Source organism: Acinetobacter sp. DMC2, from assembly GCF_056314305.1.
In genome coordinates, this window is sequence record NZ_JBQUYP010000002.1 from 496260 (window position 1) to 522127 (window position 25868).

19 protein-coding genes and 1 pseudogene are annotated in these 25868 nt (G+C 34.0%); 8 read left to right on the forward strand and 12 right to left on the reverse strand.

The annotated features are described in order from the left end of the window. Positions 1–313: 313 nt before the first annotated feature. A complete protein-coding gene (locus ACT53H_RS06685) occupies positions 314–1732 on the forward strand; it encodes a GGDEF domain-containing protein (RefSeq protein ID WP_474772230.1) in 1419 nt (472 codons plus the stop codon). Between the two features lie 91 nt (positions 1733–1823). Beyond that, the gene (locus ACT53H_RS06690) at positions 1824–2177 is read left to right on the forward strand and encodes a hypothetical protein (RefSeq protein WP_002120022.1); all 354 of its coding nucleotides are present in this window, start codon (positions 1824–1826) and stop codon (positions 2175–2177) included. Between the two features lie 22 nt (positions 2178–2199). Here ACT53H_RS06690 and bfmS read toward each other — a convergent pair whose 3' ends face one another. The 3 genes and pseudogenes from bfmS to ACT53H_RS06705 form a co-directional block, all read right to left on the reverse strand. After that, a complete protein-coding gene (gene bfmS / locus ACT53H_RS06695) occupies positions 2200–3849 on the reverse strand; it encodes an ATP-binding protein (protein WP_213072133.1) in 1650 nt (549 codons plus the stop codon). Positions 3850–3881: 32 nt separating this feature from the next. Further along, positions 3882–4598, reverse strand: coding sequence for a response regulator transcription factor BfmR (gene bfmR / locus ACT53H_RS06700; protein ID WP_003653488.1), 717 nt, complete (start codon positions 4596–4598; stop codon positions 3882–3884). Then, positions 4595–4778: pseudogene (locus tag ACT53H_RS06705) on the reverse strand (hypothetical protein). Before ACT53H_RS06705 ends, bfmR begins: the two are co-directional and overlap by 4 nt. A 353-nt stretch (positions 4779–5131) precedes the next feature. Between ACT53H_RS06705 and ACT53H_RS06710 the strand changes: the two are divergent. From ACT53H_RS06710 to ACT53H_RS06725, 4 genes are all read left to right on the forward strand, one after another. Continuing rightward, positions 5132–7963: a ribonucleoside-diphosphate reductase subunit alpha gene (locus ACT53H_RS06710; RefSeq protein ID WP_004794340.1), complete on the forward strand. Its 2832-nt coding sequence runs from the start codon at positions 5132–5134 to the stop codon at positions 7961–7963. Positions 7964–8017: 54 nt separating this feature from the next. Then, the gene (locus ACT53H_RS06715; protein WP_081399559.1) at positions 8018–8149 is read left to right on the forward strand and encodes a preprotein translocase subunit YajC; all 132 of its coding nucleotides are present in this window, start codon (positions 8018–8020) and stop codon (positions 8147–8149) included. A 231-nt stretch (positions 8150–8380) separates the two neighbouring features. Next, the gene (locus ACT53H_RS06720; protein WP_060466158.1) at positions 8381–8617 is read left to right on the forward strand and encodes a DUF2188 domain-containing protein; all 237 of its coding nucleotides are present in this window, start codon (positions 8381–8383) and stop codon (positions 8615–8617) included. Between the two features lie 312 nt (positions 8618–8929). Next, the gene (locus tag ACT53H_RS06725) at positions 8930–10213 is read left to right on the forward strand and encodes a ribonucleotide-diphosphate reductase subunit beta (RefSeq protein ID WP_174731256.1); all 1284 of its coding nucleotides are present in this window, start codon (positions 8930–8932) and stop codon (positions 10211–10213) included. 702 nt (positions 10214–10915) lie between these two features. On the opposite strand, the gene ACT53H_RS06730 is transcribed toward ACT53H_RS06725, so the two are convergent. Then, positions 10916–11500 carry a recombinase family protein gene (locus ACT53H_RS06730; RefSeq protein ID WP_004794350.1) on the reverse strand — a complete coding sequence of 195 codons (585 nt, stop codon included), beginning with the start codon at positions 11498–11500 and terminating at the stop codon, positions 10916–10918. An 801-nt stretch (positions 11501–12301) separates the two neighbouring features. Between ACT53H_RS06730 and ACT53H_RS06735 the strand changes: the two genes are divergently transcribed. After that, positions 12302–12889: a recombinase family protein gene (locus ACT53H_RS06735; RefSeq protein WP_034596371.1), complete on the forward strand. Its 588-nt coding sequence runs from the start codon at positions 12302–12304 to the stop codon at positions 12887–12889. Between the two features lie 577 nt (positions 12890–13466). After that, positions 13467–13835 (forward strand): hypothetical protein, encoded by a 369-nt coding sequence (locus tag ACT53H_RS06740; protein ID WP_004794354.1) that lies wholly within the window; start codon positions 13467–13469, stop codon positions 13833–13835. A gap of 91 nt (positions 13836–13926) precedes the next feature. Here ACT53H_RS06740 and ACT53H_RS06745 read toward each other — a convergent pair whose 3' ends face one another. From ACT53H_RS06745 to ACT53H_RS06780, 8 genes are all read right to left on the reverse strand, one after another. Then, the gene (locus ACT53H_RS06745; protein WP_004794355.1) at positions 13927–14334 is read right to left on the reverse strand and encodes a hypothetical protein; all 408 of its coding nucleotides are present in this window, start codon (positions 14332–14334) and stop codon (positions 13927–13929) included. A gap of 480 nt (positions 14335–14814) precedes the next feature. Then, entirely contained in the window at positions 14815–15804 is a 990-nt protein-coding gene (locus ACT53H_RS06750) for a hypothetical protein (protein WP_476008896.1), read from the reverse strand. Then, positions 15758–17272 carry a glycosyltransferase gene (locus ACT53H_RS06755; RefSeq protein WP_476008897.1) on the reverse strand — a complete coding sequence of 505 codons (1515 nt, stop codon included), beginning with the start codon at positions 17270–17272 and terminating at the stop codon, positions 15758–15760. The genes ACT53H_RS06750 and ACT53H_RS06755 overlap by 47 nt, the downstream gene beginning before the upstream one ends. A 10-nt stretch (positions 17273–17282) precedes the next feature. Beyond that, complete coding sequence (locus ACT53H_RS06760) at positions 17283–18332, reverse strand: YheC/YheD family protein (RefSeq protein WP_476008898.1); 1050 nt, start codon at positions 18330–18332, stop codon at positions 17283–17285. Continuing rightward, a complete protein-coding gene (locus ACT53H_RS06765) occupies positions 18332–19126 on the reverse strand; it encodes a serine hydrolase (RefSeq protein WP_440202982.1) in 795 nt (264 codons plus the stop codon). The genes ACT53H_RS06760 and ACT53H_RS06765 overlap by 1 nt, the downstream gene beginning before the upstream one ends. Before the next feature lie 3 nt (positions 19127–19129). Continuing rightward, on the reverse strand, positions 19130–19855 hold the full coding sequence (locus ACT53H_RS06770) for a CatB-related O-acetyltransferase (protein WP_004794365.1): 726 nt from the start codon (positions 19853–19855) through the stop codon (positions 19130–19132). A 3-nt stretch (positions 19856–19858) separates the two neighbouring features. Continuing rightward, positions 19859–21517 carry a glycoside hydrolase family protein gene (locus tag ACT53H_RS06775; protein ID WP_474772228.1) on the reverse strand — a complete coding sequence of 553 codons (1659 nt, stop codon included), beginning with the start codon at positions 21515–21517 and terminating at the stop codon, positions 19859–19861. A gap of 115 nt (positions 21518–21632) precedes the next feature. After that, on the reverse strand, positions 21633–25868 hold a 4236-nt coding region (locus tag ACT53H_RS06780; protein ID WP_476008899.1), incomplete at its 5' end, for a BapA/Bap/LapF family large adhesin.

Below are 25868 nucleotides of genomic sequence, written 5' to 3' on the forward strand. Positions count from 1 at the left end.
CATGCTAGTTGAAGCGTCTTAGTCTTTCGGATGATTTTCTAAACAAAACTATTCTTCTATGGGTTGTAAGGGGGGTTTCACCGCACATAATCGGTTTATTTAATAGTTTTTTTGTTTATGATGATTTTTTTCATTTTTTAATTTTAGAATATTTACACAGTTCATCGACTATTAAGTTTTAATAACTTACTTTTTTATAATATTAGTTTGTTTTTTATTGTATTCAGCTTCTCCTCTGAATTATGATGAATGTTTAGTCATGCATAATATTTTATTACTCTTGGATAAGAGTATTTATCATTAAGGGCAGCTGATGCCATACTCACTTCGTGAATTTTCATTTTTCTCCTCTTTAAAAATTTTTCTCCTGTTTAGCTTCATTATTGCAGTATGTTGTTTTATTGGCATTGCATCTCGTCCTTTAAGCTTTCTCGCGTTCTTCTGGCCCGCTAACTCGGTTTTGCTTGGTTTACTTATTCGTTTTCCAAGCACACGGCGATTAAGCTCATTTGTAGGGGCTTATAGCGGCTATGTCATCGCTGATCTACTTCAGGGTACTCCATTTGCTCTTACACTCGTTTTAACAACGTCAAATTTTCTTTATGTTGTTACTACATTTGCACTCTATATGTTTTTTAATCAGCATATTAAAGCGGCCTATCGAGGTTATTCTTACCTTTTTTTATTTGCTTTATGCGGAGTAGGAAGCGTAGCAGGTGGATTGTTTGCAGCAACTTTCGTGCCCATGTTTAATACTAAATTTATGCTGGGTGGTTTGTGGGATGAATTTGGCTACTGGTTCACTTCAGAATTGCAAAATGCTTTGCTTCTTTTACCGATCATATTGAACTTACCTCAATATAGTCAGATAAAACATTATTTTTCAAGAAATCGTGGCTTACAAGCAACCGATCTTTTACCTTTCGGGGCCGTCCTCATTTCTATTGCAGCCAGTTATTATGACTCTGGTCCCGGTTCGCTACTCTACCCAATTGCTGCACTGATTTGGTGTGCAATTCGCTACAAACCTATTGTTGTTGCACTCATTACAAGTCTTACTAGTGCCTACATTATTTATCATGTTTCTGGACATTATCTTTTACTCTATCCAAATGACTATTTCAGCAATACGATTTCAATTCGTATTGGATTAATCATGATGACGATTGCCCCTCTTACGGTTTCCAGTATTAGCGTTTTACACTCAGAATTAATTCAAAAGCTTCAACACGCGATTGCGCATGATGAGCTAACCTCAAGTCTCACTCGACGCCAATTTTTGCAGTCGGTCAGACTACTTCAAGAAAAAGTGTATAAAGAAAATAAAACCTCAGCCTTTTTCATGCTTGATGTAGACCATTTCAAACAAGTTAATGACAACTACGGCCATCAAATAGGTGATCGCGCCCTACAAACCTGTGTCACTACTATTCAAAATATTTTGCATCCTCATGATTTATTAGGACGATTTGGCGGTGAAGAATTTGCAATTTTCATTGCAGATACTACAAAAGAGAGTGCATTTGACCTTGCAGAGCAAATACGAATTAAAATTAGTCAGCAACCGATTTATATTTATGGGAAATTACCAATTTTTATACAAGTCAGTATTGGTATAAGTTTATATTCCCCTTCATCACATAGAGCGATTGAAAATTTATTTAAAGAAGCAGATGACGCTTTATACCAAGCAAAACGCCAAGGGCGTAATCGGGTCTTTATATCTTTATAGGTTTTCATTTAATCATCTAGTGTAATGAATTTTATACAATAACCTGTATTTTGCCATGTATGCTAATAACAGATAATAAGGAGAAAAATGCATGACTCTAGAATATACGCACAAACCAAACTACTACTTGTTTGCTCAGTTACTTGTGCGACATATAGAAAGCTATATTCACAAACATCCAGATGCGAACAATGCAATTTTTGACTTGCGAGATGTCTATGAAATATTTAGACAGGATTTTGCGTCAACGACAACAAACCTAGAAGGTATTTTGCATATTGCAGATGAATATAAAATAGAAACGCTTAATGGAGATCAACCTCTTATTCAAAAATACCAGATTGATGCAAAAAACAATTCATTACTGATCGACTTTAATTCCGATGCGTTGACCAGCTTAAGAAGCGGGAAACCTATTTTGGAACCAGATGCAACTCAATTATAAGTAATGCAATAAAAAAGCACCTTTATGAAGGTGCTTTTTTATTGGCTTTCAAAGGAGGTTGTTTAAAGCGTTTTGCAGGCCATGTCATGATAAAGCGAGCTCCACCTAAGGTAGGACTTTCATCTACTTTAATCTCACCACCAAACCAGTAAGCAATACGACTTACAATAGACAATCCTAGGCCATATCCACCTGACGCACGCGTACGACTGTCATCTAAACGAGCAAAGGCTTCAAATACTCTTTGACGATCTTGCTCAGGAATTCCGGCACCATCATCTTCAACACAAACAAAGGCCATGCCATCACTGTGAACACCACCTGTAATACGAACTTTGTTATCACAATAACGAACGGCATTGCCCACCAAGTTTTGAACCACCCGATGTAAATAACGGCGCTCTGCATCGACTTTCAAATAAACAGGAGGAGCAACAAGTTCAATTTCTTTTTGCGTTTTTAAAGCTTCGGTTTCTACCGCAACCTGATCTAATACATCAAATAGCGTAATTTCAGCAAAATCTAATGAAGGTGTACCCTGCTCTAGCTTTGCATAAGTCATGATTTCATCAATTAAAGTATTGAGCGCTTCAATATCTTTATCAATCATATCGACCTGATGCATACGATGATTGTAATCGTCTTCCTCTGCCAACATCTCCGTACCAAAACGGATACGAGCAACTGGTGTTCTAAGCTCATGAGATACAGCTCTCATCAACTCACGCTGAGCCTCAATTAAACGCTGAATATGATCAGACATATTGTTATAACTTGACGCCAAGTTTGCCATTTCATCACTTCCCTCGATAGGAACACGCAATGACAAGTCACCTGACTTCATACGATTTAACGCATAACGTACTTGGCGAATTTTACGCTCTAACGGCAAAATGAGACCATAAACCCCCAAACTCAATAAGAATAGGCTAAATAAGGTAATTCCGGCAGAAAGCTGTAAAGGCATCCAGTTAAACATTGGAACCGGTCCAAGAACCAGAACTTGTGTAGGATGATTTGGTATTGGAGATACGATTGAAATGGTTGTGCCACGCATTGTTGCACTATCTTTGTACAACATGACACTTTGATCTTGGCGTAAACGACCAATTTGCTCAGAGTCTAGATTAATATCTTGAATATTGTAGATATTAATTGGATATGAAAAATGTTTTTGAATCTTGGCAAGATATTCTTGCTCTTGCCCCGGATAAAACATTAGATAATCAAGTACAAAAATAGGGAGAGCCTTCATTTGGCGCTCACTAATTTTGTCTACTTTTATCGATAAAAAGTGCTGAGGATCGTCACGTAAACCAATAATGATATACGCAATACTATTACTAGCATCGTAACGAACAACAGACTTTTGAGCTTCGATCCGTTTTTTCTCAGTACGAGATAACTCAACCTTGCTCGCATCAGTGTAATAAATTGGAAGTTCCAATAAATCTGATGCATCTGAAACCCAGTCTATTTTCTGTTGCTTCCCGGGTTGTCGAGCGACCCCCTCACTAATGACATAAGAAATCCCATCAGTTAAGGATTCACGGTATTCTTGAGCACGTTGATAATTGATAATTTGTACAAGCAAATAACCAAAAACCGCAACCAAAACAACAAGAATTACCAGTCCCGCATAGATTCGCAGGAATATACTGTGTTTAAACACTCGACCAACCTTATAGGAAGTTTATTCAGATCTTATAACCCATTGGTTTCTTTAACGAACAAGTAACCTTTACTACGTACTGTTTTAATACGTTTTGGATTTTCAGGATCATCACCAATTTTTGGACGAATACGTGAAATGCGGACATCGATTGAACGGTCCTGACCATCGTATTCAATACCACGTAAACGTTCGAAGATATCTTCACGCGATAAAATACGGCCAGCATTTGATGCAAGCAACCATAATAGGTCATATTCTGCGCTAGTGAAATCAACAAGCTCACCATGCAGTGTTACAGAACGGCCGCCATTATCAATTACAAGGTCATCAAATTCGATACGCTGTGCAACTTCATCTTCTACAGTTTTATCTGTGCGACGTAATAGTGCACGAATACGCGCTAATAGCACACGTGGTTGAACTGGTTTAGCAACATAGTCATCTGCACCCATTTCTAGACCAAGTACCTGATCCATATCCTCTGTACGTGCAGTTAACATCAAAATTGGTTGATGATAATGTGGACGAACTTCACGGCAAACAGTTAAGCCATCGGCACCCGGCAACATGACATCCAAGACCACTAGATCTGGTTGTTCACTAATAATACGACGAATTGCACGGTTACCATCAGTTTCTACACCAACCTCTAAACCGTTGCGAATTAAATATTCTTGAGTTAATCGCGCTAAGCGCTCATCATCTTCAACGATCAGAATCTTTGGTAACTTTTCTTCTTGGCTCATATCATTGCCCCTATAAATCTCGTTTCAATGCATCTTAAAAATCTTGCAGATACATTCGTTTATCATTTGCAATATACACACGTTTACATTGTAAACAAGTAGGCGTTCACCAAACTGATACATGACAATCGTATTTTGTTGCATTTTATTAGCCTTTGAATTTTCACGTGTTTTTAACATTTATTTATTGTTATTAAATTTCATATTCTATTCATATTTCCAATGTATGAATATTAAACAAATTATTTCTCTGTTTAGTTTAAATTTATTTAAGTGTTTGTTTTTTGAGTTATCCACAAACTTATCTATAAGTGTTTTTTAACAGCTTTGCTATGCTATCTCCCATCAAATCATACAGATAAAAAATTACTAAAAAGTCAAGATTGATCTGCTATGAAAAATCCCGTATCTTGTGTTCAAAATAAACTTTAACTACTAAGTCTTGTGTTTATCCCTCAAACATCGTGGCATACTTTTTGCTCGGTTCAAACGGTCTATAAACATAACAAAAGTGACAATGGAGCTATGCTGGCATGAGCGTAATTACTTCGACTCCCGGTCAAATTCAGGTGATCAAACGCACTGGAGATGTTGCTGCATTTGATGCAGAGAAAATTTCTGTTGCGATTGGTAAAGCTTTTCTTGCTGTGGAAGGTCAACAGAGTTCGGATTCAAGCCGTATTCACGACCGTATTACCCAACTGACGGAAATGGTATTAAATACTTTCACTCGTCGTTTACCATCAGGCGGTACGATCCATATTGAAGAAATTCAAGATCAGGTTGAACTTGCTTTAATGCGTACCGGAGAACAGAAAGTTGCCCGCGCTTACGTGATTTACCGCGAACAACGTACTACTGCTCGTCAGCAAACAAACTCAAACCACCATCCTACGTTACAAGTGACCGATGCTAACGGTCAGCTTCAGCCACTTGATTTAAGTGCATTGCAAGCAACTGTAGCGAAAGCAGCTGAAGGTTTGGAAGGTATTGACGTTCAGGCTATTGTCGATGAAACCGTTAAAAACTTATATAACGGCGTAAAAGAGTCTGATATTGCCACTACAATGATGATGGCAACACGTACTCGTATTGAACAAGAACCAAACTATACTTACGTAACTGCACGTTTGCTTTCTAGTGAATTAGTGAGCACAGGTTTAGCATTCTTAGGCTTACCTACAGATACGCCTGAAAACAATGCACTCGAAGCCTTTTTGAAAAAAGGTGTAGAGCTTGACTTGCTTTCACCAGACTTGCTTGATTTCGATTTAGAGAAACTGGCAGCAGCAATTCAGCCAGAACGCTCTAATCAGTTTACCTACTTAGGTTTACAGACTCTATTTGACCGTTACTTCATTCACTCAAACGGCGTTCGCTTCGAATTACCACAATTATTCTTTATGCGTGTGTCGATGGGTCTTGCGTTAAATGAGCAAGATAAAGAAGAACGTGCAATCGAGTTCTATAACTTATTGTCTAGCTTCGACTACATGGCGTCTACGCCTACCCTGTTTAACTCAGGTACGTTACGTCCCCAGCTTTCTAGTTGTTACTTAACAACTATTGGTGATGACCTTTACGACATTTATGGCGCAATGCGTGATAACGCTATGCTTTCTAAATGGGCTGGTGGTTTAGGAAATGACTGGACACCTGTACGTGCCTTGAACTCTTACATTAAGGGTACAAATGGTAAGTCTCAGGGTGTAGTTCCATTCCTAAAAGTTGCGAACGATACAGCTGTTGCCGTAAACCAAGGTGGTAAGCGTAAAGGTGCCGTGTGTGCATACTTAGAAACTTGGCACTTAGACATCGAAGAGTTTTTAGAACTTCGTAAAAACACTGGTGATGACCGTCGCCGTACACACGACATGAACACTGCGAACTGGGTTCCAGACTTGTTTATGCAACGTGTATTTGAAGATGGTGAATGGACACTATTTACCCCTTCTGAAACTCCAGACTTGCACGACTTAACTGGTGCTGAATTTGCTGAGCGTTATGCTTACTATGAGTCTGTAGCGAAAGAAACCAACATGCTACACAAGAAAGTACGTGCTAAAGACTTATGGCGCAAAATGCTTTCTATGTTGTTTGAAACTGGTCACCCGTGGATTACGTTCAAAGATGTATGTAACTTACGTTCACCACAACAACATGTTGGTGTAGTTCACTCATCTAACTTATGTACTGAAATTACCTTGAATACAAATCAAGACGAAATTGCAGTATGTAACTTGGGCTCAATCAACCTTGTACAACATGTTCAAGGTGGTGTGTTAGACCGTGAGAAGTTAGCTCGCACAATTAAAACAGCAGTACGCATGCTCGATAACGTTATCGACATTAACTACTACGCTGTACCACAAGCGAAAAACTCGAACTTGAAACACCGCCCAGTGGGTATGGGTATCATGGGCTTCCAAGATGCTCTATATGAAATGAACATCGCTTACGGTTCAGATGCTGCTATTGATTTTGCTGATGAATCAATGGAAGTGATTAGCTACTACGCGATTGAAACTTCAAGCAACTTGGCTGTTGAACGTGGTTCTTACTCAACATTTAAAGGTTCATTGTGGGATCAAGGTATCCTTCCAATCGACTCTTTAGAAATTGTTGCGAAATCTCGTCCAGAACGCATGTTCGAAGTTGACCGTACTCAACGTTTAGACTGGGACACTTTACGTGCCAAAGTTCAAAAAGACGGTATGCGTAACTCAAACGTGATGGCGATTGCTCCTACTGCAACCATCTCTAATATTTGTGGTGTTTCTCAGTCTATTGAGCCAACATTCCAGAACTTATATGTGAAATCTAACTTGTCTGGTGAGTTCACTGTTATTAACCCTTACCTCGTTCGTGCATTAAAAGATCGTGGTCTTTGGGACACAGTGATGGTTAATGACTTGAAACACTTTGAAGGTTCAGTACAAAAAATTGCTCGTATTCCTGAAGAATTAAAAGCAATCTTTGCTACTGCGTTTGAAGTAGATACACGTTGGATCGTTGATGCTGCATCACGCCGTCAAAAGTGGATTGATCAAGCTCAGTCTCTTAACCTTTACATCTCTGGTGCAAATGGTAAGAAACTTGACATCACTTACAAGATGGCATGGTTACGCGGTCTTAAGACGACTTATTACCTCCGAGCTTTAGGCGCAACTTCTGCTGAAAAATCTACAATCAACACAGGTGCTTTAAACGCAGTTAAACCTGCGACTGTTGAAGCAGCGGCAGTTGCTGCCCCTGTTGTAGAAGCGAAAAAACCAGAAGCTGTTGAAGAAGATGGTTTTACTCAAGCGGCTCCAGTTCCAATGGCTTGTTCAATCGACAACCCAGATTGTGAAGCTTGCCAATAACATTCAATAAAATTGCTCTTTTTCACTAAAGAGCAATTTTAAGAGGTAAAGATTATGCTTTTTCATCTCAGCCATAACTATATGCTTGGTGTTGGAGTTTTAATCTTTGCCTTTCTTTTCTTTTATATACCGCTGATTTACGCATTTTTCACAATACGTAAGCAACAGCGTAAGCAAAATAAATAATTTTAAAATTAATGAATTATTTCTTTTGGTTATGTAGGAGAAATTCTTCTCTAAATACCAAAATGAAAAAGGGAAACATCGCGTCAACGATGTCTCCCTTTTCCCAAAAGACATAAGGTTATCTTTTGGGCGATGACTATTCTTACGAAACAGCTAGGGAATATTCTGAACTAGTTTAAAGCCATCGTCAAATTAACCGATGTTAATGGCTCAAAATTTAGGAGTATTCTTATGAGCAAATCAACTGACAGAATGGTATATAAACGTGGTAATGAATGGGTAAATAAAGCTAATGGCAATAGCCGTGCTTCTTCAACCCATACCACACAACGTGATGCTATTGATTCTGCAAGAACTATGTTGAAAAACTCTGGTGGTGGTGAATTGACTATTAAAGGAGTTAATCAACTTATCAGAGAAAAAAACACTATTCCAAACGGAAATGATCCTAGGAATATTAAAGGATAATTTATCCCTTAAATATAAACAAAGTCCCTTATTACCTCGACCTAGATCGGGGTGATAAAGGCTATAAAACAAAAATACAAGTTAATGATTTTTTTACATTTTTTATTGCATTCAAAAACAATTATATAATCCACCCTATGCTCAAAAATCATCTATTCACCCTTAAAACAGCTATCAAAATTATCATTTGATAACTACAATAGTACTCAACTTATTAAGAACTAAATTCGCCCACTGAATTTCTGAACAATATTGGTATATTTGTTTCATAAGTTTCTCCTAATTGGGCGTATAAATTTTGAGAGAATTGATATGTCTATCCTTAGTTGGGACGATTTTGAAGATGATTCGCAAAAACCGGCTGCACCTGAACACAAGTCTGCGCCCATCCAACCGGAAAAAACGTCTGATTCGCAGAATGTATCTGCTGCGCAGTCATCATCGCAGAGCGTGGCAGCTCCACAATCCGCTGGAACCCATTCCGTGCGACCAACAGTTGCCTCCGATACGGTGGCTAGAGCCTCTGCAGCCTTAGAACACTTAGATGTTGCCCCTGGCCTTGAAGAGCTAGAAATGGGCGCGCAACGTGTTCAAGTTGACGACAAAGCAATGATTAACTGTCGTGCGGACTTGAACCAGCTTGTTCCATTTAAATATGAATGGGCTTGGCAGAAATATCTTGACGGGTGTGCAAACCACTGGATGCCGCAAGAAGTAAACATGAACCTAGACATCGCGCTTTGGAAGTCTGAAAACGGCTTAACTGAAGATGAGCGTACGATTGTTATGCGTTCTTTAGGTTTCTTCTCGACTGCGGACTCTTTGGTTGCAAACAACTTAGTATTGGCAATTTACCGCCACATTACTAACCCTGAATGCCGTCAGTACATTTTGCGTCAAGCATTTGAAGAAGCGATTCACACTCACGCTTACCAATACTGTATCGAATCTTTAGGTATGGATGAAGGCGAAGTCTTCAACATGTACCGTGAAGTTCCATCTGTTGCTCGTAAAGCAGCGTGGGGATTGAAATATACTCAATCTTTAACTGACCCTAATTTCCACACAGGCACACCTGAAAACGACCAACGTTTACTTCGTAACTTGATCGCGTTCTACTGTGTTCTTGAAGGGATCTTCTTCTATTGTGGCTTTACTCAAATTTTGAGTATGGGTCGTCGTAACAAGATGAACGGTGTTGCTGAGCAATTCCAATACATCTTGCGTGATGAGTCTATGCACTTGAACTTTGGTATCGACATGATTAACCAAATCAAGATTGAGAACCCTCACCTTTGGAGCGCTGAGTTCCAACAAGAAGTGGTTCAAATGATTGTTGAAGGCACAATGCTTGAAATCGAATATGCGCGTGACACTATGCCACGTGGTGTATTGGGCATGAACGCAAGCATGATGGAAGAATACTTGAAATTCATCTGTAACCGTCGTTTAGCGCAGCTTGGTTTACCAGAGCAATTTGCTGGTGTAACTAACCCATTTGCTTGGATGTCTGAGATGATGGACTTGCGTAAAGAGAAGAACTTCTTTGAAACTCGCGTAACTGACTACCAAACTGGTGGTGCGTTAAGCTGGTAAGTTTAAGCATCTGCTGAATAAAAAACCGCTATCTATAGCGGTTTTTTTATTTAAGACATATTTCATTAAATTAGAAAAATAGCAGATAAAATAAATAACAAAATCAACAATATATAAATTTAAATTTATATTAATTTCAACTGGATAAAATAAGCATTTTTAATATTCAGACACTAACAACCACAAATCCAAAACATATTATAGACAATAAGAGCTGGAGCATTTACAGGATAAGTACCACTATCCAGCACCTTATATAACCTGCTCTTATATTTAATAGTTAATAATTTTTCCTTTCGGCTAACCACTAGACCAACTCTATAAATAAAATAAATAGAATCATTATTAGTTATTCGTCTATATACAAACTGTACAGAATCTTCTTTTTGAATTTTTGAATGATCAACTACAATAAAACCATTACATCTAGAGCACTTCCATTTCTCTAAATCAATACTCTTATCCATATTTAATTTTACCAGATCATAAAAATCAACTAAATAGATAACTTTTAATAAATTAAAATTATTTTATACAACACATACAACAATATGAATAAAAAATAAAAATATCAATATGAATTTAATTTTAAAATTAATTTTTAATTTAATATGCATTAAATTAAAAATTAAAACACAATTTAATACGTAACAAAAAATAAATCATTTCAATCTATTATTAGATTTAATATTACTCACAAAATTAATCATTGGATTTTTCAATTACTCTTTGTATTACAGTCCTTGAAACAGCAAGATCCTTAGCTAAAGAATATACAGTAAATCCTTTTTTAAATTTATTAATAACATCCTGTTTTTGAGAATCCGTTAATTTTTCAGGTCTACCTACCTTTTTAGATAATCTATGATTTTTTTGTGTAACTTGATTAGATATAAAAAGCTTTTCAAAAGCAATGCAAATTTCTATAAAATGGATAAAGTTATTTTTAATATCTTCTTTCAATTCAAAATTCGCATAATCCAATATAATTAATTTAATTTTCATTTTCTCAATTAAGATAACTGTAGATAATATTTCTTGAAAACTATTCCCAAGACAATCAATCCCTTTAACAATGAGAAAATCACCTTCTTCCAAGGAATAGTTAATTAGATTAAAAAAAATATTCCTTATAGCAATAGATTTATCTACTGCTACCAATTCAAAAATTACTCTATTGGGATGAACTTTATGATTAAAGCTTTCTAGTAAGGAAATAAAAGATTCTTTTTCTTTTCCTAGATCTTCAATATTTGAATTTGTTCGTATATATGCATAAATACGCATAGCTCCCCCCTATCCCTTAGAGCGAAGTGAAGTATGTCTACTAAAGTAAATTAAAAATATACTCTTAGTTCTTCACTTATTGATTGTTATATAATTAGTTTATTAATTTCATAGTTTTATAGTAGTGTAATAATTTTCATATTTCTACTATTTTAAAAGCTCAACCATCACAACAATTAAAAATATAATATTTTAAAACATTATATAAATAACAAATTAGTAAAAAAGTACTTTAATATTTAAATTTAGATCTTATAAAGTAATATAAGAATATTATAAATAGAGACAAAACGAAAAAATAAATGATATAAATTTAAAAATTAAGAAAATTTAAAATTATAACTTTTCATAAATCATTATACGAAGATGTTTTAAAACCTGCATTTTATTTTAATAAATTTAAACATAAAGTAAAAATAAAAAACACTTATTTATCATAAAGATATTAAAAAAAATAACATTACATCATTAGCCATATGCTACTTTTTTATGTTATATATATTCAAATTAATCCAGTAAAAAAATAAAGCTAGATTTTAATATTAGATTAATATTAAATTTAGAAAGACTTAGTAACAAGGTAATTAAACATGAAAAAAAATACCCACAACAAACTCATAAAATTCATAACTAATATAATAATGATCAAAAAATCTGATGAACAGTGATGCTTTAACTATGCATTTAATTAATATGTTTTAAACACTGTATAGTACACTTTTGTGATTTAGTTCATGTTTTTTTTAAAAAAATAAGATGCTAAGATTTGTTTTGTTTTTGTTTAATTTTGGTGTTTTTAATATGCGTACATATGCCTATGTTAGAATAGAGCCTAATTTGCAATTTGAATTTTCTAGATATATCTCCTTTTTTAGTGAGTATGGTTATAAGATTCAAAAGAATAGATTAGTAGTAGAAGAAGTATCTGTTGATAAATCTATTATTTATAGAGATAAATTTCTTAACTTAATAAGTTATTCATTAGAAGAAGGCGATATTTTAGTGATAAAAAGCATGGATTGCTTGGGTAATAGTTTTGAAGAAATTTTAGGGATAGTTGATAAAATTGATCAAAAAAAAATCCGACTAATTTGCTTGGATTATTCTAAAAATGAAATTAATGGTGATTTGAAAATTTTCTTCCTCCATTTTCTCAAATTATCAGCCGAATTTGAGAAGTTGTTCAAGTCGGACAATAAGAGGTTGAAGGATCAAAAACCAACAAGAAAAGTTGGTCGGCCAGAAATATTAAATAATGAACAAAAAAATAGAGTAATTGAACTATTTAAGAAAGGTTATAGTGTCTATTCACTCGCTAAAGAATTTTCAGTTACAAGAACAGTAATTCAAAGGATTTTAAATAATGCAACGAAAGGTAATGCATTGTAATCATTAATTTTTTTAACTTTAGACTCTATTATATGCACATGGAATAATATAAAAAGGAAAGTAATGATTAATTTATTTTTAATAAGTATTAGACTACCAAGTATACTTAATTCGAGATAATATTAAATTTCAAGCCCAGAAAAAATATATTCAACCCTTTGAAATTAAATAATATTTTAAGATCTAAATTTAGAAATAGTTTATTATAAATTACTTTTTCCTATGATTTGTTAAAAGTAATTTTTAAACTTTCTATTATAATTATTTCCCTATAGAATAATTACTAAATAGAGGTGTGCTTAATAAGTAAAAATAATACTTATTTTCAATATATTAAAAAAAAATATTTTATATATTTACTATTGATTATGTTATATTTACATCGTAGAGTTATTTTGCATAAATTTAAATGATCCAATTATCAAGAAAATCTTGACAATCAAAATCAATTTAAAACACTGACTTAACAATTCAACCATTTGAAATTTATAAATTTTAGCTTTAAAAAAGCGATTTTATGCTCTTAAAGTATTTGTTATGAAAATTTATTTATTTTAAAATATGATAAATATTTAATATGAATGATATTTTTTTGAATTTTTTAATAGGCTCAACCACAGGTAAGATTTATATTCCCACAGGAATTGGACCTTTTCCAACAATTATTATTTTTGATACAGGTTTAATGAAAAGTACAAAAACTTATGCTAACTTCTATGCAAAAAGAATGAAAGAAATAGGTTTTTCTGTTTTTATAGTAAAATTAAATAAAAAAGATGAAATAGGTACTATAATAGAGTTTATTTTAAGTCATAATGAAGTAAATATTAATAAGCTATATTTAATAAAAATTGAAAAAAACAAACTAATAGATTCCAATATAGAATTATATAAAGATTATTTTCAAGCTATCGCATCAATCAATTGCTTTAGTTTAAATAGCTAATGGATTTAAAGACAAGATCTTAAAATTATTTGAATAATTCATAAAAAAACTAAGCTACCTAAAGCTTAGTCTACTTTTTTATACTTAGTTATCAAAAACCATGGCTGACAGATGATTTAGAAACGTAAATTGAATTTTGTGGGTTTGCATCTTCTACCCAACACGATTTAGAGACATTAATCTTCTCACCACTTACTAAAGTAATCTTTGTCTGTTTCACATCGCTACTAACATCACTCGCGGCATAGTAATGATGTTTATCACAAATCACTGTTTTCTTATGATTACTTGCGTATTGAGTAGCTTTATCTGTTGTAACTTCACCAGTACCTAAGCTAGGATGGCCTGATTTTTCTGCTATCAAATACAATTTATGACTAGCAATGGTATTAATAGAAGCTGGTGAATAAACTGATTGATGCCCATATGGCTGATTAACACATCCTATCAAGATTAGTGTCAATGTAAGTACGAGCTGAGTTAGAATTAAATTCTTCATTAATTTTAATCCTCATGTTAAATATTTAAATATCCATTTTCATAAAATCCCTCTTAAAATAAATTTTATAGAATTAGGATTATCAACAATAGATATATCAATAAAATAATTTTAAGTGAAATTTAATCTTACCCTTTTAAATTAGGATAAAAGAAATCAATATAATTCCAAGTTCTCTATTAATTAAGAAGAGTCCACCTCCTAAAAGGCGGTGGACTTAGTGAATATCACTCAAACCTGAAATACGAGGATAGTTATATAATTAACACCCTCAAGATTATATTTACATGAGAATGCATCAGTATCAATTATGAATTAATTAAGTTCAAAATATTTTTACCTATTAAAAAAAATATTCTTACTTTACATACACTAAAGCTACGCACATCTTAAAAAATGTTTTAAATACATGTTTTAAATACAAATAATTATTACTAAAATTTTAAGAAAAGAGTTCTAAAACTTGTAGTATGATTAAAGTTATAAATTTAAGAAGTCCTTCTCATCAGAATCTAGTTTTATGCCAGATTCTACTATTGTTTTTTTAAGACAATTAACAATTATTGAAGAATTATAAAAGTTATTATATTTATTTAAAGGAAGTAAAAGCTTCCTATCATTTGCTACTAATGATAAATTTGATAAAAAATTTCTCATAAATATATAACCAGAGAACGAATTATCTTTAAAAACTGGGCTCCCATCAACGTATTTTCGTTTTATTATACTGTCTGGCAAATTTAATTTAATGTCATTCATTTTATTAGACAAAAAAGCTAATCTATACCACAACTTATTGTAAGCTATTTGATAAATGTTATTTTGTAAACTACTAGTACTAGTTGGTAAAAGAATTCTACCCTTTCTATCAATATCATCTTTTCTTAATAATCTTTCCGACCAATTTGCCATACCTTCAAGATACCAACTTGGTTTTAATGGACTATATCCGTATTGATAAAGATGAAATATCTCATGAGCAACAACAGTCCAGTAATTTCCTGGAAAATTTTCTAATCTATTGTTTAATTTAATCAATAATGCTTTATCTTTTTTTATTCCATCAAAACTAGCTAGGTAAGGTTTATCGTAAGCAATACCGTTATAACTTATGCTAACCACATGAATATCAATATAATTCACTTGAGATTTATATCGAGGGCTATTAAGAGGATTAACAAAACCTAAATAGTCCAGTGCATCTATAGTTGCATTAGCTTGAATTGCAATATTTTCTATATAATCTGGAATATTATTTTTATTGATATCTGTCTGCTCTATCTCATTCAGGCTATAAATCACCCTAACTTTTGCAGATTTATAATATTTTTTTTCTTCATCGACCGTCATATTTTTTTTGTCCGCCGCCAAACAAGCCAAGCTCATTAATGAGACTCCAAAAAAGAAAATAATCTTTAAAATATTATTTAAAGATAATATTTTTCCATAACTTAAAATTATTTTCATCATTGAATCTCCATACAGATTTAGCGCAGTTCTTATGGAAGAAACTTATTTTCTCCCTGTTATTCAATAATTCTATAGTAGAGTTAATAAATTTCTCATTGTCATTATCTTCAATCAAATAGCCATTATAGTCATTAATAATCATTTCACTTGGACCATAATCAATATCAAAAGAAATTACTGGGCAACCATTTTTTAAAGAATCCAATATAGCCATACAGAATCCTTCAGATCCACTAGTAAATAACATTAGATCTGCATTTTTGAGTACAGAATTTACATCAGAAACGAAATCACATAGCCGTACTACACCTACCAAATTATTATTTTCTATAGTTTTTATTAAGTTTTCCTTTTCAGGTCCAAAACCATAAATATCTAGGGTTGCTTTAGGAACTTTTCTATGAATTTCACCAAACAATTCTATAAGTAGATCTAATCTTTTTACTTTATCAAACCGTGCTAAGCAAACACACTTATATTTTTGTCTGGAATTTAAGCTATTTTCGAATGTTGCTTTTTTATAAAAATGGGGAATAACAGTGTAGTTTGGATAGGAACCAAATCTTTCACTAAAATCATTTTTTTGTTTCTCTGTTAAAAATATGAGATCATCTATTTTCTCTAAGTTTTCAATATAACTCTTGTAGTGAGCATTAGTTTTTGAATCTTTTTCTCTAGCTTTTGAATAATGTGCGGCATGAATAATGCCAATAACAGTAGAGTTCTCCCTTTTATTCAATAGTATATTTTTTGCAAAAACTATAGCTCTATCAATAATATAAACCTTATGCTCATTTGCATTAATTTTAGATAAAGTATATTCAAATAGTTCAATTTCCGAACTAAATTTTCGTGAAATTATGCCACCGTCTTCATACAAATATAGACTAACGACCTTCCCTTCCTTATTATAATTTCGTGATAAGACAAGATGATTATTAATATCATAGAAATCTTCAGCAAGAATTAATCTGTTACTATCTAAAACTTGTGATGAGCTTAAAATCCCTTTTTCATTAAATTTTAATCTTTTAACTATTTTGCCAGATTCAAAAATATTTATATGACTCAAAAGACCTTGCTTATTTTTAACATAATATTTGCAGAGTTTATTTCTTTCATCAAAAACTTTAATATTCCCTAAACTATCACTTTCAATATTTTTTTCTTCGATGGTAATTTTACTACTATCTTCTGGATTAAAATCAATTGAAAATTTGCTTTTTTGATAGTAAGAATATAAATTGAAAAAATTAATATTTTTACTTGCATCTAAATCTAACAATTTGCTTGTATACAAATCCTTATAAAGAAGATTAACCATAGGATTATAGGAAAGAGTACATATATTTACTTTAATTCCATTTCTACTAAATAAATCTGCTCTTTTTATTAGCGCAATTAATAAACCATTTTTTTCCTGCTTAATTGCAGGATAAAGCATATATATACCCTTTTCTTTTAACATTAGAATTCTCTTATCTTAGATTTATAGGTAAAAAGTTATTCTTGAAAGGTGGTTTTGCATTTTCTTGCAACCATTCGTAATAATCAACCTGAGCTTTTGCTACCGGATAAGCCATAAATCCAATTCCTGGCCCGGCATTAACTTCAAATATAGCAATATTCCCTTCTTGATCGATACCTAAATCTAAACCTAATGAATCTAAGCGCCATGCATATTGCTTTTGAAAAGCGAGTGGAAATTTTTCGAAAATTTTCTTTATACTTTTATTAATTTTTTCAAATGACTTTGGATAATATTGTTCTAAAAACAATTTTTCACGTGTTGTGATTAATGCTCCTTGCATACCATTCGTAATATCAATATTATTATTAATATTTACATAAGGGAAAAATTTTATTAATTTCCACTTACCACCAGCCCCCCTACTAATTTGCATCCGGAAGACTGTGTTTAGTGCATTATTTGTAGAACTGTTGAAATATCTGCTTAGAGAATAGCCTTTATTCTTAATTTCTTTATCAAAAAAACTTCTCAATTCATTTTTATTAAACTCATTTTTTCTATCTAACTGTTTTACTATATATTTTTTATCTAAAAACTCGACGGAAAAAATTCCTTTCCCCTGATTACTTGATAAGGGCTTTAGTATAACTTTTTTATATTTTTGAATTGCACCCAAAAGATCCTCAAATTCTTTACAGTCCTCAACACTTATCAAAAATTCGTTAATATCTTCAATTTTCTGAAGTTTTAGATCAACATTCTTTTTTGTCCCAATTCTATTTGATGTAAAAGGAATTCTTTCTGCTAATTTTAAATATATTTCCTTATCTTCTGCCTTAACAGCGAGTCTATTTTGAATTACATTAGGAAAGTTAAATTCTTTTTCTAAAACTTTTCCATTTAATATAGTCTTGCCTATCACCTTTTCAGTTTCAAAACACACATCTTTTGCTGTAAAAACATAAGCTTCATGCCCACGGCTTTGAGCAACAATGATGAAGATTTCTTCTACATCAGTTAAATTTTTTGCTGGTTTTAAAATTCCAAATACAGACATTATATTACTCCAATTAAATCATTAATCATTTCTTGATCAATCAATCTAGTGTGATCATTTTTTGAATATCCTAGACAAGCAATAAGATAATTATTGCGTTTTTTTACTATCTGTACGCTATTAAATACATTAGGAAAAAGTGTTCCTGTTTTAATAAATATTCTTTCATTAGTATCAAAATCAATATTGACATAACTTTTATTTCTTTGAACAACAATACTCTGATGACTATAAAATAGAAAAGACTCTATTTTTTTATTTTCTAATATATTAATAACTAATTTTAATAAGTCATCGACAGTTGTATATTGTTTACTTTTATATAAACCATGCGAATTTAAAATATTTGTAAGTTTCATCCCAATTCTATTTATTAATCTTTCTACATGTTCTTCATAAGAAATATTCGTTTTTTCTTCAATTACTTCTTTTAAGACTTCGGCACTCGTATTGCTTGATTTAAATATCATGTTTTTAAGTAAATCATTGATTGTTATAAGATCATTTTCAAATAAATTATAACCACTCCCAACTATTAAATTATTTTTTTTAACTCTTACAATTTCTCTTAAAGAAATATTTAAATCAAATACTAAAAATAATGTTAATAATTTTATAACTGAACCAGGTACAATTTTGATATTTTTATTCTTAGAATAAACTTCAATAATATGCTCATTATCAATAATAAAGATTGATAAAGATTTAGCAGAAATTCTCTCAATTTTTTTCATAATTGAATTAAATTCAGTTAATCCTATTACTTTCGTATCTGTACTTGTAATAGTGCTCATAGTTTACTCCATTATTAATTTTTCCAATTTCATTTTTTCTATATTATTTTTTTGAAAATCAAATTCATTTAGAAAACATTGAATATTATCTATTTCTAGATTTTGGATGTCTGAAAATCCATATTCCCACCATTTTGACTCTAATAATCTATCAATAGTATCTTCATCAAATCTGAATTTTATAATTTTGGCTGGATTACCACCCACAATTGCATAAGGTGGTACATCTTTTGTAACGACTGAATTTGCAGCAATTACTGCCCCATTTCCAATAGTTATTGTTGGTTTCAACAATGCCCTTGCCCCAATCCAAACATCATGTCCAATATCCAATACTTTTTGTTCAATATTATTTGGTAACCTTCGAGCATTTTGATCCATCTTATTAATTTCTAAATATTTTTGATAAATTATAAAATTTCGATCATATGTTGTTGCTGAAGTCGTTAGCCATTCATGAGGATGCCTTAAACCTAGTACCCTTACTCCCTCTGCTATTGAGCAATACCGACCTACTTTAGTAGTAATTGGCAATAGAGACCAACTATAGGAAAATGCTCCCATATTCCAAATATTGTTACCGACTAAAAATGCGCAAAAGGGTTCAATTTCTACTTTTTCGAGAAAATTAATGTAATCTTCGTCGAGGAATCTTGAGTTACCATTACGAGTAAAATATATATGATATTCACTCATAACTTTTTTTAGCTCTTTATATTGTCTTTTCATATATCACTCAAAATAGTTATAAAAAGCTACTAAACCAGATAAATTATGCTCTTGATCATCTATTCGTGCTCTAAAACGATCATGTCTAACATAGAATGCATTCTTAATTTTATCTGGCCTAGCCATATACATTGCTAATTCAGGATAAAAAAATCCTGTAGAACGCTGGAACTCAACTCTATATTTAATTAATTCTTTTAATTCATTAAACTTGGCTTCTTCAAACAACTCGAGATAATCATTATCTCTCATATATGAAACCATTTTATATGCTGACATCATCATTTCTAAAAATGTTGCATAAGCAGTTTTTCTATTTTTAATAAATTCCATATGATTAAGATAGTTATTCATTCCAAATCTAAAATACTTTTCTTCTGGACAGATTTTTGTTAATTCATTTGTACAGTAACTCAACCAATGGTCATGATATTTATCATATTTTTTAGAAATAAAATTATCAAACATTAGCTTAACAGTATCAAGTAAGTCTTTATTTTTATTAATCTGATATAAACGTAGGAGCCCTAAAGCAGCTTCTCCATCGTAATATACAATTCTAAACTTTTCTTTTACGCATAATGACGGATAATTTAAAATATGGCTAGTTTGACCATATTCATCAATCATATATTGTATTCCTTTTGCTAGCATTTCAGCATTTTTCAAATACTTATCATTACCAGTTATTTCTTGATATTTAGCAAGCATAAAAATTGCAGTTGCATTTGATCCTAATTTTATTTCTAAATCTTGTTCACCATCAATCATAAATCCTTTTTCTTCTATAATTTTATAAAAATTATCAAAGGCATATTCAATAGATTTTTCAATTTTATTTAAATATTTTTTATTAAAAACTACTTCTAATGTTTCCAATAATGCATATATCGACGTACAATGTCGAACAGTATTATAACTCTTAATTTCTCGATCATAAGCTGGAAAATAACCATAAATAAAACGACCATCATCCAAAATTTGATTATATAAAAACTCGGAATTATTAATAATAAGTTCTTTTATTTCGTCCTTATAATTTTCAGACTTATATCTTATTCCGTTTACAACTCCTCCAGTCTGTAAATCAATAAACTTCTCATTTTCATAAAAAGCAGATACAGTATCAAAAACCCATACTTTTTTTATATCATCTAGTTTAAATACCTTAGTAATATTTTTATATTTAGATTTTATTGCATCATTAAGGTTTTTTTCATCAAAAAAATTAGGTTTATCAAAAGAAATACCTTTTATAATAGCTTTCCCATATATTTCTTGCTCTAGAAAACATATGTGAAATTTATCATCAAAGCTAATTCCTTTCCTGTAGTGATTATTATGTTCTTGATTTAAAACATCAAAGTCAACTTCACTCCAGCTCTCTTCACTAATATTACATGCAATATCTATTTTAAAAAACTCAGGTATTCTTCTGTTTTTAGAATATAACTTATCCAAAAATGAATATATTCTTTTTAACACTGTATTAAAATTTTTATCAAAAGTGTTCCATACTTCACATCTTTTTTTATTATCACCCATAGATAAAAAAATACACATACCATTCTCATATTCAGAATGAGTTTTCAATTGAATTAACAACCAGTTTTTTAATTTTTCTTTGAATTCCTCAAATTTACTATATGTATTAATTTCCATATTATCACTTCAAAAAATCTTTTAACTTATTATAACATATCACATTTAATTTCAAAATTATTTAAACAAAATAAAAAGAGGACCCGTAGATCCTCTTTTTATTCAAACAATCAAATTAAAATAATATTTGACTATTTTGTAGCAATTCATCAATTGTAGTATTAGTATTTTTAAGAGTTAAGATTTCTGTAGAATTATAAGAAGTTCCACTTCCATCTCTATCTATACTAATTACTGTGTCACCACCTACTTGTGTAGCAGTTACATATTGACCGATATTTGTATTATTAACAGACTGACCCGATAATAAACTACTTATATCGATTTTATCTCCTTGTGCTTTATTAAAATCACTCCAGGTATCTAAACCATTTCCACCTGTAGGATCCGTTGCATTAAGAAGCTTAAATATAACTGTATCTGCACCAGTACTAGTTGTATAAACATCATTTCCTGATGTGCCAGAAATTAAATCATTTCCAGCGCCAGTTTCATAATGTCTACCCAAATTAATTGTTAATGCAGCAACATTACTTTCATCACCATTCGCAGCTATAAGTTTATAATTAAAACTTGTAGTTTGGCTTCCATCTGCTGTGGCATTTGGAGTAAATGTATATGTGCCGTTTGCTGCAATATTTAATGTTCCATTACTGTAAACTAAAGTTTGACCAGTAGCTTCAACAAATACTCCAGCTGCATTTTCTACAAATAATTTAGTACCTATACCGCCTGTTACATCAGTACCATTACCGCTATCATCTGTAATTACATTACCTGTAGCTGGAGTAAATTCTCCAGAAGCAGTAAATGCATCATAATGTGTCAGTGTTGGTTGAACTGAAGTTTGAACTGAAGTTGAATTAGTACCATTAACAAGGAATGACTCATTACTTTCAGTACTTGTATAAATTACACGCCATTGTGTCGCCACACTATCCGCTGGTATCGAATAACTATTATCAATGATCGTAGCATTTGACCCCCCTAGGAATGGATGACTATAAGTTGTAGTTGGTGAAACATATACAGTTTGCCAGCTACCACCTACCAATTTTTGTACGCTATAACCAAAGGTATCATTATTGGCGCCAGATGAATCAGTTGTAGTAACTTTAATAGATAAGACAGCTGACGCATTTTTATCTACAGTAATAACATCTGAAGTATCCGTGCCAGGATTACGCGTATAAGTATAACCACCAAATAAGCTACCAGTACGAGTAACGGAAGCAGTCATTGAACCAAGATCTGCCGATTTTGTTTCAACAAAGTTTTTATAATCTACTTGAGCTCCATTGCTGTCATTAGTAGCAACTAAGTCAACTGTGCCATCCAAAGTAGGATCAGTTGGCCAATTAATGTCTACTTGAGAACTATCAATTCGGATATTAAGATTAGCTGTTGCCGTATTTCCATCAACATCTTGAATTGTATAAGTAAACGTATCGACTTTGCCTACTGAGTTAGGAATTTCCGGATTTCGGATGTATTCATAATTCCCATCCTTATCAATATACAGGTCACCATAAGCACCTTCTATTTTTTGGAAACCATTAACAGATTGATCAACAGTTAACGTGTTACCCGTTTCAGAGATTACTTGCGTAACGACTAATGGCTGACCTTCAGGATCGACATCCGCTACATCCCCTGCTCCCTCAGGAACAATGACGTTACCACTTACAACAACCTCACCATAATCAGTTGCTACACCACCTGATGGGATTGTTAAAGTTGGGAAACCTAAACCTGTAAAGTTAAGTCCTTGGTCATTTGTCATGACGATGGCATATTGACCTTCAGGTAAATCATTAATCGTGGTGCCACCTGTATAGAATCCTACAAGTGCTGCAAAAGCAGTTCCAGCATTTGGAATATGCTCATAAAGCTCATACTGACCAGTGTTTTCATTCAAACGAAGAACATCGAGGCCTAAACTCACAATACCTGCACCCAAATACAAACCACTGATATCAATATTGAAATCTTGAAGTGTTCCTTGAGGAACTTCTACTTGCAAGGCGTTGTTCACAGCCCATGTCCAATCGAGAATCAAACCATCATAAGAAGGTAAAACTACAGATGTCTTAGATTGTGTAGGTACTGGGCTTGTAGTTGGATCGATATTAGCATCAAGCGTTGCCAAGTCATCATTCGCAACCAGATCAGAGTCTGAGTCACTGTCGCTGTCAGAATCCGAGTCGCTGTCAGAATCCGAATCGCTGTCAGTGTCAGAGTCTGAGTCGCTATCAGAGTCGCTGTCGCTGTCGCTATCAGAGTCCGAGTCACTGTCAGAGTCCGAATCGCTGTCCGAATCAGAGTCACTGTCGCTATCAGAGTCCGAATCGCTGTCAGAGTCAGAGTCGCTGTCAGAATCAGAGTCACTGTCGCTATCTGAGTCCGAGTCGCTGTCGCTATCAGAGTCCGAATCCGAGTCGCTGTCAGAGTCTGAGTCGCTATCAGAATCAGAGTCGCTGTCGCTATCAGAATCCGAGTCACTGTCAGAATCCGAGTCGCTGTCAGAGTCAGAATCGCTGTCAGAGTCCGAGTCGCTGTCAGAATCAGAGTCACTGTCGCTATCAGAGTCAGAGTCAGAATCAGAGTCAGAATCAGAGTCGCTATCAGAGTCCGAATCCGAGTCGCTGTCGGAGTCCGAATCGCTGTCAGAATCCGAGTCACTGTCAGAGTCCGAATCGCTGTCCGAATCCGAATCGCTGTCAGAGTCCGAATCGCTGTCAGAGTCAGAGTCACTGTCAGAGTCTGAGTCACTGTCAGAGTCTGAGTCACTGTCGCTATCAGAGTCCGAATCGCTGTCGCTATCAGAGTCCGAGTCCGAATCCGAATCGCTGTCAGAATCAGAGTCTGAGTCGCTGTCAGAGTCTGAGTCACTGTCGGAATCAGAGTCGCTGTCGCTATCAGAATCCGAGTCACTGTCAGAATCCGAGTCGCTGTCAGAGTCAGAATCGCTGTCAGAGTCCGAGTCGCTGTCAGAATCAGAGTCACTGTCGCTGTCAGAATCAGAGTCACTGTCAGAGTCAGAATCAGAGTCAGAGTCGCTATCAGAGTCCGAATCCGAGTCGCTGTCAGAGTCCGAATCGCTGTCAGAGTCCGAGTCACTGTCAGAATCAGAGTCGCTGTCAGAGTCCGAGTCACTGTCAGAGTCCGAGTCACTGTCGCTATCAGAGTCAGAGTCACTGTCAGAATCAGAGTCGCTGTCAGAGTCAGAATCGCTGTCCGAATCCGAGTCACTGTCAGAGTCTGAGTCACTGTCGGAATCAGAATCGCTGTCGCTGTCAGAGTCAGAATCAGAATCAGAATCCGAGTCGCTGTCAGAATCAGAGTCGCTGTCAGAGTCTGAATCGCTGTCAGAGTCTGAATCGCTGTCAGAGTCTGAATCGCTGTCAGAGTCTGAGTCACTGTCAGAGTCCGAATCGCTGTCAGAGTCCGAATCGCTGTCAGAGTCCGAGTCGCTGTCGGAATCAGAGTCGCTGTCGCTATCAGAGTCTGAGTCACTGTCGGAATCAGAGTCGCTGTCAGAATCAGAGTCACTGTCGCTATCTGAGTCACTGTCGGAATCAGAGTCGCTGTCGCTATCAGAGTCAGAATCGCTGTCAGAGTCTGAGTCACTGTCAGAGTCCGAATCGCTGTCAGAATCAGAGTCACTGTCGCTATCAGAGTCCGAGTCGCTGTCGCTATCAGAGTCCGAATCCGAGTCGCTGTCAGAATCAGAGTCGCTGTCAGAGTCTGAATCGCTGTCAGAGTCTGAGTCACTGTCAGAGTCCGAATCGCTGTCAGAGTCCGAGTCGCTGTCAGAGTCTGAGTCGCTGTCAGAGTCTGAGTCGCTGTCAGAGTCCGAGTCGCTGTCAGAGTCTGAGTCGCTGTCAGAGTCTGAGTCGCTGTCAGAGTCCGAATCGCTGTCAGAGTCCGAGTCGCTGTCAGAATCAGAGTCGCTGTCAGAGTCCGAGTCGCTGTCAGAATCAGAGTCGCTGTCAGAGTCAGAGTCGCTGTCGGAATCAGAGTCGCTGTCGCTATCAGAGTCAGAATCGCTGTCAGAGTCTGAGTCACTGTCGGAATCAGAGTCGCTGTCAGAATCAGAGTCACTGTCGCTATCAGAGTCCGAATCCGAGTCGCTGTCAGAGTCTGAGTCGCTGTCAGAGTCTGAGTCGCTGTCAGAATCAGAGTCGCTGTCAGAATCAGAGTCACTGTCGCTGTCGCTATCAGAGTCGCTGTCGGAATCAGAGTCTGAGTCACTGTCGCTGTCAGAGTCTGAGTCGCTGTCAGAGTCTGAGTCGCTGTCAGAGTCCGAATCGCTGTCAGAGTCCGAGTCGCTGTCAGAATCAGAGTCGCT